The sequence below is a fragment of the Allobosea sp. 2RAB26 genome, assembly GCF_052115465.1.
In the GTDB taxonomy this organism is placed as follows: Bacteria; Pseudomonadota; Alphaproteobacteria; order Rhizobiales; family Beijerinckiaceae; genus Allobosea.
Window position 1 is genome coordinate 1 of record NZ_JBFRGS010000018.1, and the last position, 12,480, is coordinate 12,480.

Sequence of the window (12,480 nt, forward strand, 5' to 3'; positions counted from 1 at the left end):
TGGTGACCGTGTCACGATCGATCGCGATGCAGAAGGACCCAGCTTCGTGCCCGGGCGACAGAAACGCCCGGCCCTTCACCTTGACCGCCGGCATGCCATAGCTGGTTGAAATCCCGGCGCCAGGAAGCGTCAGTGCGTAGGCAACGGCCTCGTCCCAGCTGAACGACATGCCATGGCTCCCTGCAGAATCCGCGGGCTGACCGGCCTTGGCTTTGGCCGGATCCTCAGTGTGTCTTGCCGCTTACCCGTTCAGCACGCAACTCAGCACCGTCGTCGTAGAAACAGTCTTGACTGTTTGTAAATGCGATCACAGGCTTGCTCTCGGCTGAAAGTGGAGGGGCAGCTTGACCGGAACCGGCAAGAGGCGATCGCAGAAGGAACGCAGCGCGGACACCTCTGCGCGGCTGATGCATGCGACGATCGATCTGATGCATGATCGCGGGCTCGCACGCACGACCACCCCCGAAATTGCCCGCGCCGCCGGCGTCTCGCGTGGCGCGCTGACGCATCACTTTGCCGGGCGCGAGGCGATCATCACGGCTTCTGTCGCCGATCTGCTCGGGCGTTCCTCGCGCAACCTGCATCGCTTCGCCGAGGCCTTCGCAGAGCGGGGTGGCTCCAGCGACGAGATCGTCGACTACATCTGGCAGATGATGTCGGACCGGCTGTTCTATGTGACCATGGAGTTCCTGCCGGAGGCGCGGCACAATGACGAGTTCCGGGCTGATCTCGTGCCCGTGGTGCGAGAATTCCACGCTGGTCTGGATGCGGTCTGGACCGCACTCGCCGCCCGCACCAAGGTCGATGCGGACCATACCCGCGTGGTGATGAACGCCACGATGTGTCTGGTGCGCGGCATGATCGCCCAGACCGTGCTGCGGAAGGACCCAGCCTATTACGCCGAGATGCTGAATTTCTGGAAGCTTCAGGTCCGCCAGCATTTTCCGACACAGACATCGCCCTCACGCCGGTCGGTTGCGGGGGCACAGGCTTCATGACGCCGCTGCTGACGGTCACGGGCCTGAAGCTCGACTTCTACGGCGTGCATGTGCTGCGCGGTGTCGATCTCGCCGTGCCGGCCGGAAGCTTTACCGGCCTGATCGGCCCCAACGGTGCCGGCAAATCGACCTTGTTCAATGCTGTATCCGGACTGTACCGGCCCAAGGGCGGTACAGTCGCGCTGGGGCCGAAGGATGCAACGGGCCTGGCACCGGAAGAACTCGTCGCGGCGGGGCTTGTGCGGACCTTTCAGCTGGCACGGGGCTTCCCCAAGCTCAGCGTCTTCCAACATCTGATGCTCTATGGCGCGGATCAGCCCGGCGAGAATCTGCTCGCGGGGTTGTTCGGCTCTGCTGCCGCACGCCGCCGCGAAGCCGAGCTGGCAGAGCGCGCCTTCGAGATTGCGCGCCGGCTGAAGCTCGACCACGTGCTTGATAATCCAGTCACGGCGCTGTCCGGCGGTCAGAAAAAACTGGTCGAGATCGGGCGAGCCCTGATGGCCAAGCCGAAAATCCTGCTGCTCGACGAGCCGATGGCGGGCGTCAATCCGAGCCTGGCCGACGAGATCGCCGAGCATCTCGTCGGGCTCAACCGTGAAGGCCTGACGATCTGCCTGATCGAGCATGACATGGCGCTGATCAAGCGCCTCTGCCAACCGGTCGTCGTCATGGCTGAGGGCAGGACCCTGACCCAGGGTTCGTTCGAGGAGGTCGCCGCCGACATCCGGGTGCAGGAAGCCTATCTCGGGAGGCGGCATTGAGCGCGGCTGCGGGCGCCGCCCTGCTCTCGGTCGACGGTGTTGTCGCCGGCTACGGCGCGGCCGAAGAAATTCTCAAGGGCACGTCGCTCAGGGTCGCACCAGGCGAGATCGTTTCGATCATCGGGCCGAACGGGGCCGGTAAATCGACCTTGCTCAAGACCGTCGCAGGGCTGGTTGCGGCGCGCAAGGGCCAGATCAGCCTGAACGGCGCGGATATCACGGCTGCGAATGCGCTTGGCCGGGCGCGGGCCGGCATCGGCTTCGTACCGCAGGAACGCAATGTCTTTGGTGCGATGACGGTTGCCGAGAACCTGGAGATCAGCGGTTTCCAGGATCCCGGCGGAGTCAGGACGCGCAGCGAAGAGATGTATCAGCGCTATCCGATGCTGGCGGAGAAGCGGCGCGCGCTGGCGCGTACGCTGTCGGGCGGACAGCGGCAGATCCTGGCGATGGCGATGGGGCTGATGAATGCGCCGAGCCTGCTGCTGCTCGACGAGCCGACAGCCGGGCTCTCGCCCAAGGCGGCTGATGAACTGTTCGAGGCGATCGTCGCCCTGAACAGGGGGGGCTTGCCGATCCTGATGGTGGAGCAGCACGCGCTCGAAGCGCTCGAAATCTCGACGCGGGGCTATGTGCTCGTCTCTGGCCGCAACAGCCGAGAGGGGGCGGGACCTGCTCTCGCCTCCGACCCCGATATCCGCCGCCTCTTCCTGGGCGGCTGAAGCCGACGCCGACACAGTTCAAGAAACATAAGGACAAGGGGATCACCATGGCTGATTTCATGACGAACCGCCGGACGCTTCTGACGGGTGCCGCCGCGCTCGCCGGTGTCAGTGCGCTACCGAAGCTCGCGCTCGCCCAGGGCGCGCCGATCAGGATCGGCACCCTGACGCCGTTGACCGGCTCGGGTGGTCCCTATGGCCCGGTGATGGTCAAGGCGGTCAAGGCCGTCATCGATGAGGTGAATGCGGCAGGTGGCGTGCTCGGGCGCAAGATCGAGCTGATCTCGGAGGACGACCAGACCAATCCGGAAGCCGGCGTCCGCGCGGCGCGCAAGCTGATCGACGTCGACAAGGTCTCGGCCATTCTCGGCACCTGGGCCTCCTCGGTCACGACCGCGGTCGCGCCGCTCTGCTGGGAATCGAAGACCTTCCTGGCGACCGTCTCGGGCGCGGACTCGATCACGCAGTTGCCGCATCAGGGCTATCTGATCCGCACGCAGCCGACGACGACGCTGCAGGGCCGCAAGTTCGGCGAGTTCGTCATCGCCGAGAAGTCCAAGCGCGTCTTCTTCCTGTCGCCGCAGACGCCCTTCGCCAAGAGCCAGTTCGACAACATCACCGAGGCCGTGAAGAAGGGCGGCGGCGAGACGGCGTCCCTGATCTATGACGACAAGAAGCCTGCCTATCGCACCGAGATCGACGAGGTGCTGCGCTTCAAGCCCGACGCGGTCGTGTTCGGCGGCTATACGCCCGACACCGCCGTGATGCTGAAAGACCTCTTCCGGGCCGGCTTCGGCGGGCTCAAGGTCGCCTTCGGCTATTCGGTGAACCAGAAGCTCGTCGACAGCGTTCCGGCCGATGTCGTCGACAAGACCTACACGATCTCGCCCTCGTCGGCGGAAGGCTCGAAGGCCTATGAGCGCCTGGTCAAGCTGATCGGCGTGGCTTCGCCCGATCCCTACACGACGCAGATCTATGACCAGATCAACCTGGTGCTGATGGCGATCGCGCTGGCCGGCGATGCGTCCGGTACGGCGATCAAGGACACGATCCGCAAGGCCAGCCAGGCGCCGGGCGGCACCAAGATCGACAATGCCATTGACGGCCTGAAGGCGATCGCAGCCAAGCAGCCCGTCGACTATGACGGCGCCAGCGGCCCGTGCGACTTCACCGAGACCGGCGATATCAGCGACTCGAAGTTCCGCTACGAGCAGGTCCAGGGCGGGAAGATCGTTCTGGTCAAGATCGCCTGATCCCGAAAGACCCGCGCGCGTGACCCTTTTCCTGCAGGCGCTCATCAACGGGCTGATGACCGGGGCGCTGATTGCCGTCCCGGCTGTCGGCTTCTCGGCCATTTTCGCCGTGCTGCGCTATCCCAACTTCGCCATCGCATCCTATGCCACCATTGGCGCCTTTGCCGCATGGTGGGCGAATGTGGTGCTGGGGCTGCCGATCATTCCGGCTCTCGTGATTGCGTTTGCTATCGCCGGAGCCGTCGGCGTGGTCGCGGAGGAGAGTGCGCTCAGCCGCCTGCGCGGGAACGGGGCGCTCATCGTCGCCATCGCCTCTATCGCGCTCAATCTCGTGCTCGAGAATATCGTCCGGTTCGCCTTCGGCAACGACATGCGCGGCTATGATCTGCCTCTGATGCGCGACATGCGCTTCGGCGATCTGCGGATCGGCCCGCAGCAGCTGCAGAGCCTTGCGCTGGCGGTCGTGATCATGGCCGCGATGTTTGCCTTCCTGCGCTATACGCGCTTCGGCAAGGCCATGCGCGCAGTCGCCGACAATCCCGATCTCGCCCGGCTGAAGGGTATCGATCCGGCCCGGATCGCCATCGTCACCGTCTTCCTGGGTGCAGGGCTCACCGGTGTCGGCGGCGTGTTGATCGGCCTCGATACCTCGATCGACCCGCTCACCGGCTATCGCGTGTTGCTGTCGGTCTTCGCCGCCGCGGTGCTCGGCGGGCTCGGCTCGATCCCTGGCGCCGTGGTTGGAGCGCTTGCGCTTGGCATCGCCGAGGAACTGGCGTTGATCGCGGTGCCCGCAACCTATCGCACCGCCGTCGGCTTCATCGCGATCCTGATCATGCTGACCTTCCGTCCACGCGGCATCCTGGGCGAGAGGGCGGTCTGATGTTGTCCTACGTCATCTTCACCCTGACGCTCTGTGGTATCTACGCGCTGCTCGCGCTCAGCCTGAACCTGATCTGGGGCGGCGTCGGACTGGTCAATCTCGGTCTCGCCGGGTTCTTCGCGGTCGGGGCCTATGCTTCTGCGCTGGCGACCGGGGCAGGGGCGCCGGTGCTCTTCGGCTGGACCGCGGCGCTCGCGGTCGGCGCGGTGGTCGGGCTTGTCGTCACATTCGCGACCTTGCGCCTGCGCGACGACTATCTCGCCATCGTCACGCTCGGCTTTGCCGAGGTAATCCGGCTCGTTGCATTGAACGAGCGCTGGCTCACCAAGGGATCCGACGGCATTTCCGGGATCAAGGCGCCTCTCAAGGCCGAGCTCGGCCTCATGGGCTTCAACCTGTTCTATCTCGGTCTGGTCACGCTGATCGTGGCCGGCGTCTGGCTGCTGCTGCGTCGGCTCGACGGCTCGCCCTATGGCCGGGCAATGAAGGCGATCCGCGAGGATCAGCAGCTTGCGGCCTTCGCCGGAAAGACGGTGCTGCGTTTCAAGCTCCAGGCCTTCGCGCTCTCAGCTGCCATCGCGGCATTGGCCGGCGCGCTCTATGCGCATTTCCAGTCCTATGTGTCGCCTGACCATTTCCAGCCGTTGATCACGATCTACATCTTCCTGGCGGTGACTGCCGGTGGGGTCGGTCGCCCGAGCGGCGCGGTCGTGGGCGCCTATCTCGTCGTGATCTTCTTGGAGGCGACGCGCTTCGCCACCGAATGGGTGCCAGGTCTGCAGCCTGTCCAGGTCGCGGCACTGCGCGAGATCCTGGTTGGGCTCGCGCTGATCCTCGTCCTGCACCTGCGGCCGCAGGGGCTCCTGCCCGAACGCATTCCACGGGCACCCAAACCCGTCCCTTTCAAAGCCTGAATCCCGGAGTTCACGATGTCCGATGATCTTGCCGCCCTGTCGCGCCTGCTTGCAGAGCCCGGCCAGCCGGACACACTGTTCAAGGCTTTCGAGGCTGCGACCAAGCAGCTCGTCGGGCATGAGCTCTTCACCCTGCTTTATGTCGATGGCGAGGAGGTCGCGCGGATCTATTCGAACCGCCCGGCCGAATATCCGGTCTCGGGCCGCAAGACGATGGGGCCGACGCCCTGGGGCGACCATGTGCTCAAGGGGCGCAAGCCCTATCTCGGGCGCGACAAGGCCGGAATCCGCTGGGCCTTCTTCGATCACGTGCTGATCGAGAGCATGGGCCTCGGCTCGGTCATCAATGTCCCGGCGCTCTATGACGGCAAGGTCGTCGGCACGATCAACCTGCTCGCGCCGGAAGGCTTCTATCGCGAGGAGCATGTGCCGCTGGTGGAGCGGCTGGCGCCTCTGCTGGTTCCCGCATTCCTGGCTGCCCGCGCAGCAGCGCGCGCTGTCTGACAGCTCCCATCCGACTGGAGAAATGCCGTGGCTTCCACTCTCTTCACCAATGCCCGCATCGTCGACGGCACCGCGCCGGAGCGCGGTGCACCGGTCTCAGTCCTGGTCGAGGGCGGGACGATCCGCGAGGTCGGCAAGACCGTGTCCGCCGGCAAGGCGAAGGTGATCGATCTGGCGGGCCGGACCTTGATGCCCGGACTGATCGACGCGCATGTGCATGTCATCGCCGGCGTCGCCGATCTCGGGCGCAATGCGGCGCTGCCGGACTCCCTCGTGACGGTGCGCTCCCTCGTGATCATGCGTGAGATGCTGCTGCGCGGCTTCACCACGGTGCGTGATGTCGGCGGCGCCGATTTCGGGCTGAAGGTCGCGACCGAGGAGGGGCATTTCCCGACACCGCGCCTCGTCATTTCCGGCAAGGCGCTGAGCCAGACCGGCGGCCATGCCGATTTCCGCGGCCGCTATGACGATCGCGAGGCGGTGACGACCCGCCATCGGCTCGGCGCTCTCGGCCGCATTTGCGACGGCATCGACCAGGTGCGCCGGGCGGCCCGCGAGGAGCTCAAGGGCGGAGCCGATTTCATCAAGATCATGGCCAATGGCGGCTGTGCCTCTCCGACCGATCCGATCCATTTCCTCGGCTATTCCGTGAGCGAGCTCGAGGCGATCGTCGAGGAAGCCCGGATGGCCGGCACTTATGTCTCGGCCCATGTCTATACGGACCAGGCGATCCGCCGCTGCGTCGAGGCTGGCGTCCACTCGCTCGAACATTGCAACCTGATCCAGGCGGATACAGCCAAGCTCGCCGCCGCGAAGGGCGCCGTCGCCGTGCCGACCCTGGTGACCTATGACAAGCTCGCCAGCGAAGGCGGCAAGCTCGGTTTCCCGCCGGATTCCATCGCCAAGGTCGAGAATGTCCGTGTCGCCGGCATGGATTCGCTCGCCATCATGAGGAAGGCGGGCCTGCCCATGGCCTATGGCAGCGATCTTCTCGGCGAGATGCACCGTCATCAGTCCGAGGAGTTCGTCATTCGCGGCCGCGCCCTGCCGGCGCATGAGGTGATCGGTGCGGCCACCCATGTCGCGGCGAAGCTGCTCGGGCTCGAAGGCAAGATCGGTACGGTCGCGTCGGGCGCCCATGCCGACCTGATCGTCGTCGACGGCGACCCGCTGAAGGACCTGGCGTTGCTGACCCGCCAGGGCCGGCATATGCCGCTGATCATGAAGGGCGGCGCCTTCATGAAGCGCTCAAGCCTGAGCTGAGGCCGCTGGCGGGCAGACAATCGAGCGGTTCCGGGACGATCGGTTAGCCGAGGCCCGGAACCCGGATCCACAACCGCGTGTCAAAGGCTCGCCGGCTCGCACGGGCGGAGCCTGTGCCCCGGCCCTGGCAGCCCATTCGCCGTTGACTTCGCGGAGGAGGAGAGGAGGATGTCGTCCTGACGCGTCGCCAGACAACAAAGGGGCGCCTCCGATGACAATCGCAAAGAAACTCCAAGCCTATATCGACGGCGAAGGCATCGCCTATGACACCGTCGCGCATCACCGTACGGCGACCAGCAGCCAGTCGGCGCAAGCCGCGCATGTCCCGGGCAGCAGGCTGGCCAAATCCGTGGTGGTTCACCATGAGAGCGGCTATGTCCTGGCCGTCGTTCCCAGCACGCACCGGATCGAGCTCTCCACCTTGCAGGATGTGATACACCAGCGGCTCGGCCTCGCCTCGGAGGATGAGGTGAGTTCGCTGTTCGTCGATTGCGACCTGGGCGCGGTTCCGCCGATCGGATCAGCCTATGACGTACCGGTGATCCTCGATGAAAGCCTTCATGACGCCAGGGACGTCTATTTCGAGGGGGGCGACCACAGGACGCTGGTGCGCGTCAGTGGACCTGACTTTTGCAACCTGATGAAGGATGCGCGGGTCGCTCGCTTCAGCCACCCGTCCTAGACATCGGCATCGCGCGGGGCGACAGAGCCCCTATCGATCGGCGCGCGCGACCACGGAGCGGAACAGGACATTCAGTCCGGGCTCCAGATCCTCGCGCGTGCAGAGTTCCAGGTTGTTATGGGTGATGCCGTTTTTGCACGGCGCGAAGATCATCGCCGTCGGAGCATGGCGGGCGACGAAATAGGCGTCGTGCCCGGCCTGGCTCAGGATATCCTGCGTCCGGTAGCCGAGCCCGAGCGAGACAGAGCGGATGCCCTCGATCAGTTCGCCCGAGAAAATCCGTCCGCCCCAGTTCCAGGTGTCGAGGATTTCGGCCGTGCAGCCGCCGCGTGCAGCGGCTTCGCCAATGGCGCGGCGCACGCGCTCGGCCATGACCAGGGTCGTCTCCGCGTCGGGATGGCGGACGTCGCAAACCGCCTGCGCCCAGTCCGACAGGATGCCGGGCTTGTTCGGCCAGGCGACGAGCCGCGAACCTGTCGCCTTGCCGCCCGTGCCGGCGTTCTCCCACCCGATATCGTCGACCGCAGTGAGAAGGCGCGCGCCGGCTACCAGGGCGTTCCTGCGCCGCTCCATCGGCCAGGGACCGGTATGGGCTGTCTCACCTCGGAATTCGACGAGCATGCCGCAACTGGGGTAGCCGCCGGTAACGACGCCGACCTGCATGCCCTCGCGGTCGAGAATCGGGCCCTGTTCGATATGGAACTCGAAATAGGCGTCGAAGGCGTGCGGGCTTGCCTCCATCTCGCCGAGATAACCGATGCGCTGCAGCTCCTGGCCGAGACTGATTCCGTCATCGTCGGTGCGACCGCGGGCCCAGTCCAGTGTGTAGGTGCCGGTGAAGCAGCCCGAGCCGACCATGGGCGGGGAGAAGCGGCCGCCCTCCTCATTGGTCCAGTTCACGATCTCCAGCGGGCGGCGCGTGCGATGGCCGAGCGCATCGAGCGTGCGGCAGACTTCGAGCGCGCCGAGCACGCCGGCGATGCCGTCGAAGCGGCCGCCATTCACCTGCGTGTCGAGATGGCTTCCCATCACGACGGGAGGCAGCGTGTCGTCGCGGCCCTGACGCCGGGCGAAGATATTGCCGATTCCGTCGATGCGGACGGTGAGGCCGGCCTCCCGGCACCAGCCGACGAACTCGTCGCGGACCTGCTTGTCGGCATCCGACAAGGCAAGCCTGGAGAGACCGCCCGGCCGGCCCGGACCGATCTCGCCCGACCGTTCTATTGTCGTCCAGAAGCGCTCGAAGTCGATGCGGGCGGCGGCAGGCGGGCTCATGGCGAAGATCTCTTGCGCAAGGTCGGCGAGCGATGCCGCGCAAGCAAATAGCCGTCACGGCATCACGGGATGCATCAACTCTGAGCGGCGCGACACCGTTCTGGCAAATGGATATTCGTCATGGCCTTGCCCGGCGCTGCGCATTGGTCGTGATTCTCGCCAGGGCTGGATCATCTCACGGGATACCGTATCCGGTCCGATGATCCAGGCTTCCGTGCTTGCATCGGCTTTCCCCGAAAACCTCAATTCACTTTCCGGGCCGATGCTTTAGCGCTCCAGCCAGAGCGCGGTTCTCGGCGACAGCGACAGGCTGACGGGTGCCGCGACCTCATGCAGGTCGCCGCCCGACTGGAAGGGCAGGTCGACCGAGACTTCGGTTTCGCCGATCGTGACGCCGTAGCGCATGCTCGATCCCAGGAACTCGCGATGCGCGATCCTGCCCGGCAACGCGACTTGCCCAGCATGCGTGGCGCCTGCGGCGCCGAGAGTCGCATGCTGGGGACGAAAGACCAGCTTGGCGCCGGTCGGGACCGCTACATCACCCGGGATCGGGAGCTTCGCGCCGCCCTTGACCTCGAAGGCGCGTTCGGTGCCGCTGCCGACAACCTTGCCCTCGAGGATATTGGCGGTACCAAGGAAATTCGCGACGAAGAGATTGGCCGGGCGCTCGTAAAGGTCCATCGGGGTGCCGACCTGCTGGACGATGCCCTCGTTCATCACCGCGATGCGGTCGCAGATCGTGTTGGCCTCCTCCTGGTCGTGGGTGACGAAGATCGTCGTCAGGCCGAGGCGCTGCTGCAGGTCGCGCAGCTCGCGCCGCACCTGCACGCGCAGCTTGGCGTCGAGATTGGAGAGCGGCTCATCGAGCAGCAAGACCTTCGGTTCGACCGCGACGGTGCGCGCGACCGCGACGCGCTGCTGCTGGCCGCCGGAGAGCTGGGATGGGCGCCTGTCGCCGAGATGGCCGAGCCCGACCAGGTCGAGCGCGACCCCGACGCGCCGCTCGATCTCGGCGCGGGCGACGCCGCGCTCCTCAAGACCGAAGGCGACGTTCTTGCGGACCGTCATATGCGGCCAGAGTGCATAGGACTGGAAGACCATGCCGACATCGCGCTTCCAGGGCGGCAGGGTGGAAATGTCCTGGCCGCCGATCCGGACCTGGCCGGTATCGGCCTGGTTGAAGCCGGCGATAAGGCGGAGCAGCGTGGTTTTGCCGCAGCCCGATGGCCCGAGAAAGGCGAAGAATTCACCGGGCCGGATCGCGAGGTTGACGTTCTTCAGCACATGATTGGTGCCGTAGGAGAGATTGATGCCCTCGATATCGACGGCGACGGCTTTGGTAGCGAGCGGTGCGATGGCGTTCATGATCAGTGGCCCATTCCCTTGGCCTTCTGGCTGCGTTCGATGATGAGATGGGAGAGGAAGGTGCAGGCCGCGACGAGGATGACCGCGACGACGCCAAGCGCCGCACCAGGCCCACGTCCGGCGGCGGACTGCATGAAGACATAGAGCCCATAGGCCAGTGGCGCGTCGGAGTTGGACTGCACCAGCATCAGCGTGGCCGAGAGCTCGACCGCCGCGGTCGAGAAGCTGGTGACGAAGCCGGCGAGAATGCCGCCTGCCATCAGCGGGACGACGACGCGGCGCACTGTCCGGGATTTGGTGGCGCCGAGATTCTCCGCCGCCTCCTCAAGTGAGACCGAGATCTGCTGCAGCGCCGCGTGGCAGGCGCGCAGCGCATAGGGCAGGCGCCGGATCGCGAGCGCCAGCACGATGGTGATCCAGAGCGAGGCGAGCGGCGTGCCGTCCGGCAAGGTGATGCCGTAGAAGGTCCGGAGGTAGCCGATGCCGAGCACGACGCCCGGGATCGCCAGTGCCGCCGACGCCGTCCAGTCGAGCCATTCGCGGCCGACCAGCTTCGTCCGCAGCACGAGATAGGCGATCGCGACGCCGAGCACGATGTCGATCCCGCCTGCGATGCTGGCATAGATCAGCGTGTTCTTGATGTAGACGGAGCTCTCGCCGAAGACGCGGGCGTAATGAGCGACGGTGAAGGCGTCCGGCAGCGGCGAATAGGACCAGATCGTCGCAAACGAGAGCAGCAGCAGTCCCAGATGCGGCGCGAGCACCAGCGCCAGGATCAGGATGACGACGCCATAGCCGAAGATGGCCTCTGTCGGTGACATCACGCGCTTGGCGAGGCCGCCGCCGCCGCGCTGGGTCGTGGCGTAGTCGCGGCCCTTCAGCGCCAGCGCCGACAGCCACATGGCGACGACCGAGGCGATGATCAGGACGACCGAGATGACATAGCCCATCGGGTCGGCAATCCCGATCGAGGTCACGCGCAGATAGGCCTGCGGCGCCAGCATGTCCTTGACGTTGAGCAGGAGGGGGGTCGCCAGATCGTCGAAGACCTTGACGAAGACCAGCGAGGCGCCGGCGAGATAGCCCGGCATGGCAAGCGGGAAGACGATGCGGCGGAAGAGGCGGAAGCCGGAGGAGCCGAGATTCTGCGCGGCCTCTTCCATGGCCCGGTCGATATTGCGCAGCGCCGCCGAGAGATTGATCAGGATGAACGGGAAGTAGTGGACCGACTGGACGAAAATGACGCCGTTCAGCCCTTCCATGAAGCCGATCTTGAAGCCGAACCAATCATCCAGCAGCAGGTTGATCGAGCCGTTGCGGCCGAAGAAGAGCTGCATCGCCACCGCGCCGACGAAGGGCGGCATGATCAGGGGCAGGAAACCCAGCGTCTGGACGACCGCAGCGCCGCGGAAGACGAAACGCGTCGTCAGATAGGCCAGCGGCAGTGCGAAGACCGACGCCCAGACCACCGACATGGCCGAGACATAGACCGAGTTCCAGAACGACCGGATGAACAGCTCGGTGCGGAAGAAGTCGTAGAAATTGATCAGGGTGAAGCTGTTCGTACCCTTCTCGGTGAAGGCGACATAGATCACCGTTGCCACCGGCAGCACGAGGAAGAAGAGCAGGAAGGCTGCAATGGCCAGCGCGAGCGCGATCTGGCCAGGCGTCGCCGACATGCGTTTGGGGCGCGAGAGCGCGGGGACGGCGGTCATGGGGAGTTCCCGAAAGAGGCTCGATCGATAAAGCCCGCGCCATCATGCCAGACGGCCGCGCGGAGATCCGCGATCCATGCCCGAGCCTCCAATGGGAGGCCGGCATGGATCCCGGCTCTTCACGTCGCTACGGCAGGGATGATGG

Annotated in this window: 13 protein-coding genes; 10 read left to right on the forward strand and 3 right to left on the reverse strand. The window is 65.5% G+C overall.

What is annotated here, in order from left to right; all coding sequences use genetic code 11:
- The first annotated feature begins 344 nt into the window (after positions 1-344).
- From AB4118_RS27210 to AB4118_RS27250, 9 genes are all read left to right on the forward strand, one after another.
- Positions 345-998 (forward strand): TetR/AcrR family transcriptional regulator, encoded by a 654-nt coding sequence (locus tag AB4118_RS27210; RefSeq protein ID WP_441492674.1) that lies wholly within the window; start codon positions 345-347, stop codon positions 996-998.
- Positions 995-1,759 carry an ABC transporter ATP-binding protein gene (locus AB4118_RS27215; protein ID WP_441492675.1) on the forward strand — a complete coding sequence of 255 codons (765 nt, stop codon included), beginning with the start codon at positions 995-997 and terminating at the stop codon, positions 1,757-1,759. The genes AB4118_RS27210 and AB4118_RS27215 overlap by 4 nt, the downstream gene beginning before the upstream one ends.
- A complete protein-coding gene (locus AB4118_RS27220) occupies positions 1,756-2,481 on the forward strand; it encodes an ABC transporter ATP-binding protein (protein WP_441492676.1) in 726 nt (241 codons plus the stop codon). The genes AB4118_RS27215 and AB4118_RS27220 overlap by 4 nt, the downstream gene beginning before the upstream one ends.
- A 47-nt stretch (positions 2,482-2,528) precedes the next feature.
- Positions 2,529-3,734: an ABC transporter substrate-binding protein gene (locus AB4118_RS27225; RefSeq protein WP_441492677.1), complete on the forward strand. Its 1,206-nt coding sequence runs from the start codon at positions 2,529-2,531 to the stop codon at positions 3,732-3,734.
- 19 nt (positions 3,735-3,753) lie between these two features.
- Complete coding sequence (locus AB4118_RS27230) at positions 3,754-4,617, forward strand: branched-chain amino acid ABC transporter permease (RefSeq protein ID WP_441492678.1); 864 nt, start codon at positions 3,754-3,756, stop codon at positions 4,615-4,617.
- Positions 4,617-5,531 (forward strand): branched-chain amino acid ABC transporter permease, encoded by a 915-nt coding sequence (locus tag AB4118_RS27235; RefSeq protein ID WP_441492679.1) that lies wholly within the window; start codon positions 4,617-4,619, stop codon positions 5,529-5,531. The genes AB4118_RS27230 and AB4118_RS27235 overlap by 1 nt, the downstream gene beginning before the upstream one ends.
- A gap of 15 nt (positions 5,532-5,546) precedes the next feature.
- Positions 5,547-6,035 carry a GAF domain-containing protein gene (locus AB4118_RS27240; RefSeq protein ID WP_441492680.1) on the forward strand — a complete coding sequence of 163 codons (489 nt, stop codon included), beginning with the start codon at positions 5,547-5,549 and terminating at the stop codon, positions 6,033-6,035.
- A 27-nt stretch (positions 6,036-6,062) separates the two neighbouring features.
- On the forward strand, positions 6,063-7,298 hold the full coding sequence (locus AB4118_RS27245) for a metal-dependent hydrolase family protein (protein ID WP_441492681.1): 1,236 nt from the start codon (positions 6,063-6,065) through the stop codon (positions 7,296-7,298).
- 211 nt (positions 7,299-7,509) lie between these two features.
- Positions 7,510-7,980, forward strand: a complete 471-nt coding sequence (locus AB4118_RS27250; RefSeq protein WP_441492682.1) for an aminoacyl-tRNA deacylase — start codon at positions 7,510-7,512, stop codon at positions 7,978-7,980.
- A 30-nt stretch (positions 7,981-8,010) separates the two neighbouring features.
- On the opposite strand, the gene AB4118_RS27255 is transcribed toward AB4118_RS27250, so the two are convergent.
- Positions 8,011-9,255, reverse strand: a complete 1,245-nt coding sequence (locus tag AB4118_RS27255) for a Zn-dependent hydrolase (RefSeq protein ID WP_441492683.1) — start codon at positions 9,253-9,255, stop codon at positions 8,011-8,013.
- Between AB4118_RS27255 and AB4118_RS27260 the strand changes: the two genes are divergently transcribed.
- The gene (locus tag AB4118_RS27260) at positions 9,254-9,526 is read left to right on the forward strand and encodes a hypothetical protein (protein WP_441492684.1); all 273 of its coding nucleotides are present in this window, start codon (positions 9,254-9,256) and stop codon (positions 9,524-9,526) included. The genes AB4118_RS27255 and AB4118_RS27260 overlap by 2 nt on opposite strands.
- Here the strand turns inward: AB4118_RS27260 and AB4118_RS27265 are convergent.
- Both AB4118_RS27265 and AB4118_RS27270 read right to left on the reverse strand, forming a co-directional pair.
- Positions 9,523-10,620 (reverse strand): ABC transporter ATP-binding protein, encoded by a 1,098-nt coding sequence (locus AB4118_RS27265; protein ID WP_441492685.1) that lies wholly within the window; start codon positions 10,618-10,620, stop codon positions 9,523-9,525. The genes AB4118_RS27260 and AB4118_RS27265 overlap by 4 nt on opposite strands.
- Positions 10,621-10,622: 2 nt before the next feature.
- Positions 10,623-12,335 (reverse strand): ABC transporter permease, encoded by a 1,713-nt coding sequence (locus tag AB4118_RS27270; protein WP_441492686.1) that lies wholly within the window; start codon positions 12,333-12,335, stop codon positions 10,623-10,625.
- Between the last annotated feature and the right edge of the window lie 145 nt (positions 12,336-12,480).

What these genes read in the sequence shown, in the direction of transcription:
- AB4118_RS27215 (WP_441492675.1), top strand. Translation starts at nt 995, where the DNA reads ATGACGCCGCTGCTGACGGTCACGGGCCTGAAGCTCGACTTCTACGGC.
- AB4118_RS27225 (WP_441492677.1), top strand. Translation starts at nt 2,529, where the DNA reads ATGGCTGATTTCATGACGAACCGCCGGACGCTTCTGACGGGTGCCGCC.
- AB4118_RS27235 (WP_441492679.1), top strand. Translation starts at nt 4,617, where the DNA reads ATGTTGTCCTACGTCATCTTCACCCTGACGCTCTGTGGTATCTACGCG.
- AB4118_RS27240 (WP_441492680.1), top strand. Translation starts at nt 5,547, where the DNA reads ATGTCCGATGATCTTGCCGCCCTGTCGCGCCTGCTTGCAGAGCCCGGC.
- AB4118_RS27250 (WP_441492682.1), top strand. Translation starts at nt 7,510, where the DNA reads ATGACAATCGCAAAGAAACTCCAAGCCTATATCGACGGCGAAGGCATC.
- AB4118_RS27260 (WP_441492684.1), top strand. Translation starts at nt 9,254, where the DNA reads ATGGCGAAGATCTCTTGCGCAAGGTCGGCGAGCGATGCCGCGCAAGCA.
- AB4118_RS27255 (WP_441492683.1), bottom strand. Translation starts at nt 9,255, where the DNA reads ATGAGCCCGCCTGCCGCCGCCCGCATCGACTTCGAGCGCTTCTGGACG.
- AB4118_RS27265 (WP_441492685.1), bottom strand. Translation starts at nt 10,620, where the DNA reads ATGAACGCCATCGCACCGCTCGCTACCAAAGCCGTCGCCGTCGATATC.
- AB4118_RS27270 (WP_441492686.1), bottom strand. Translation starts at nt 12,335, where the DNA reads ATGACCGCCGTCCCCGCGCTCTCGCGCCCCAAACGCATGTCGGCGACG.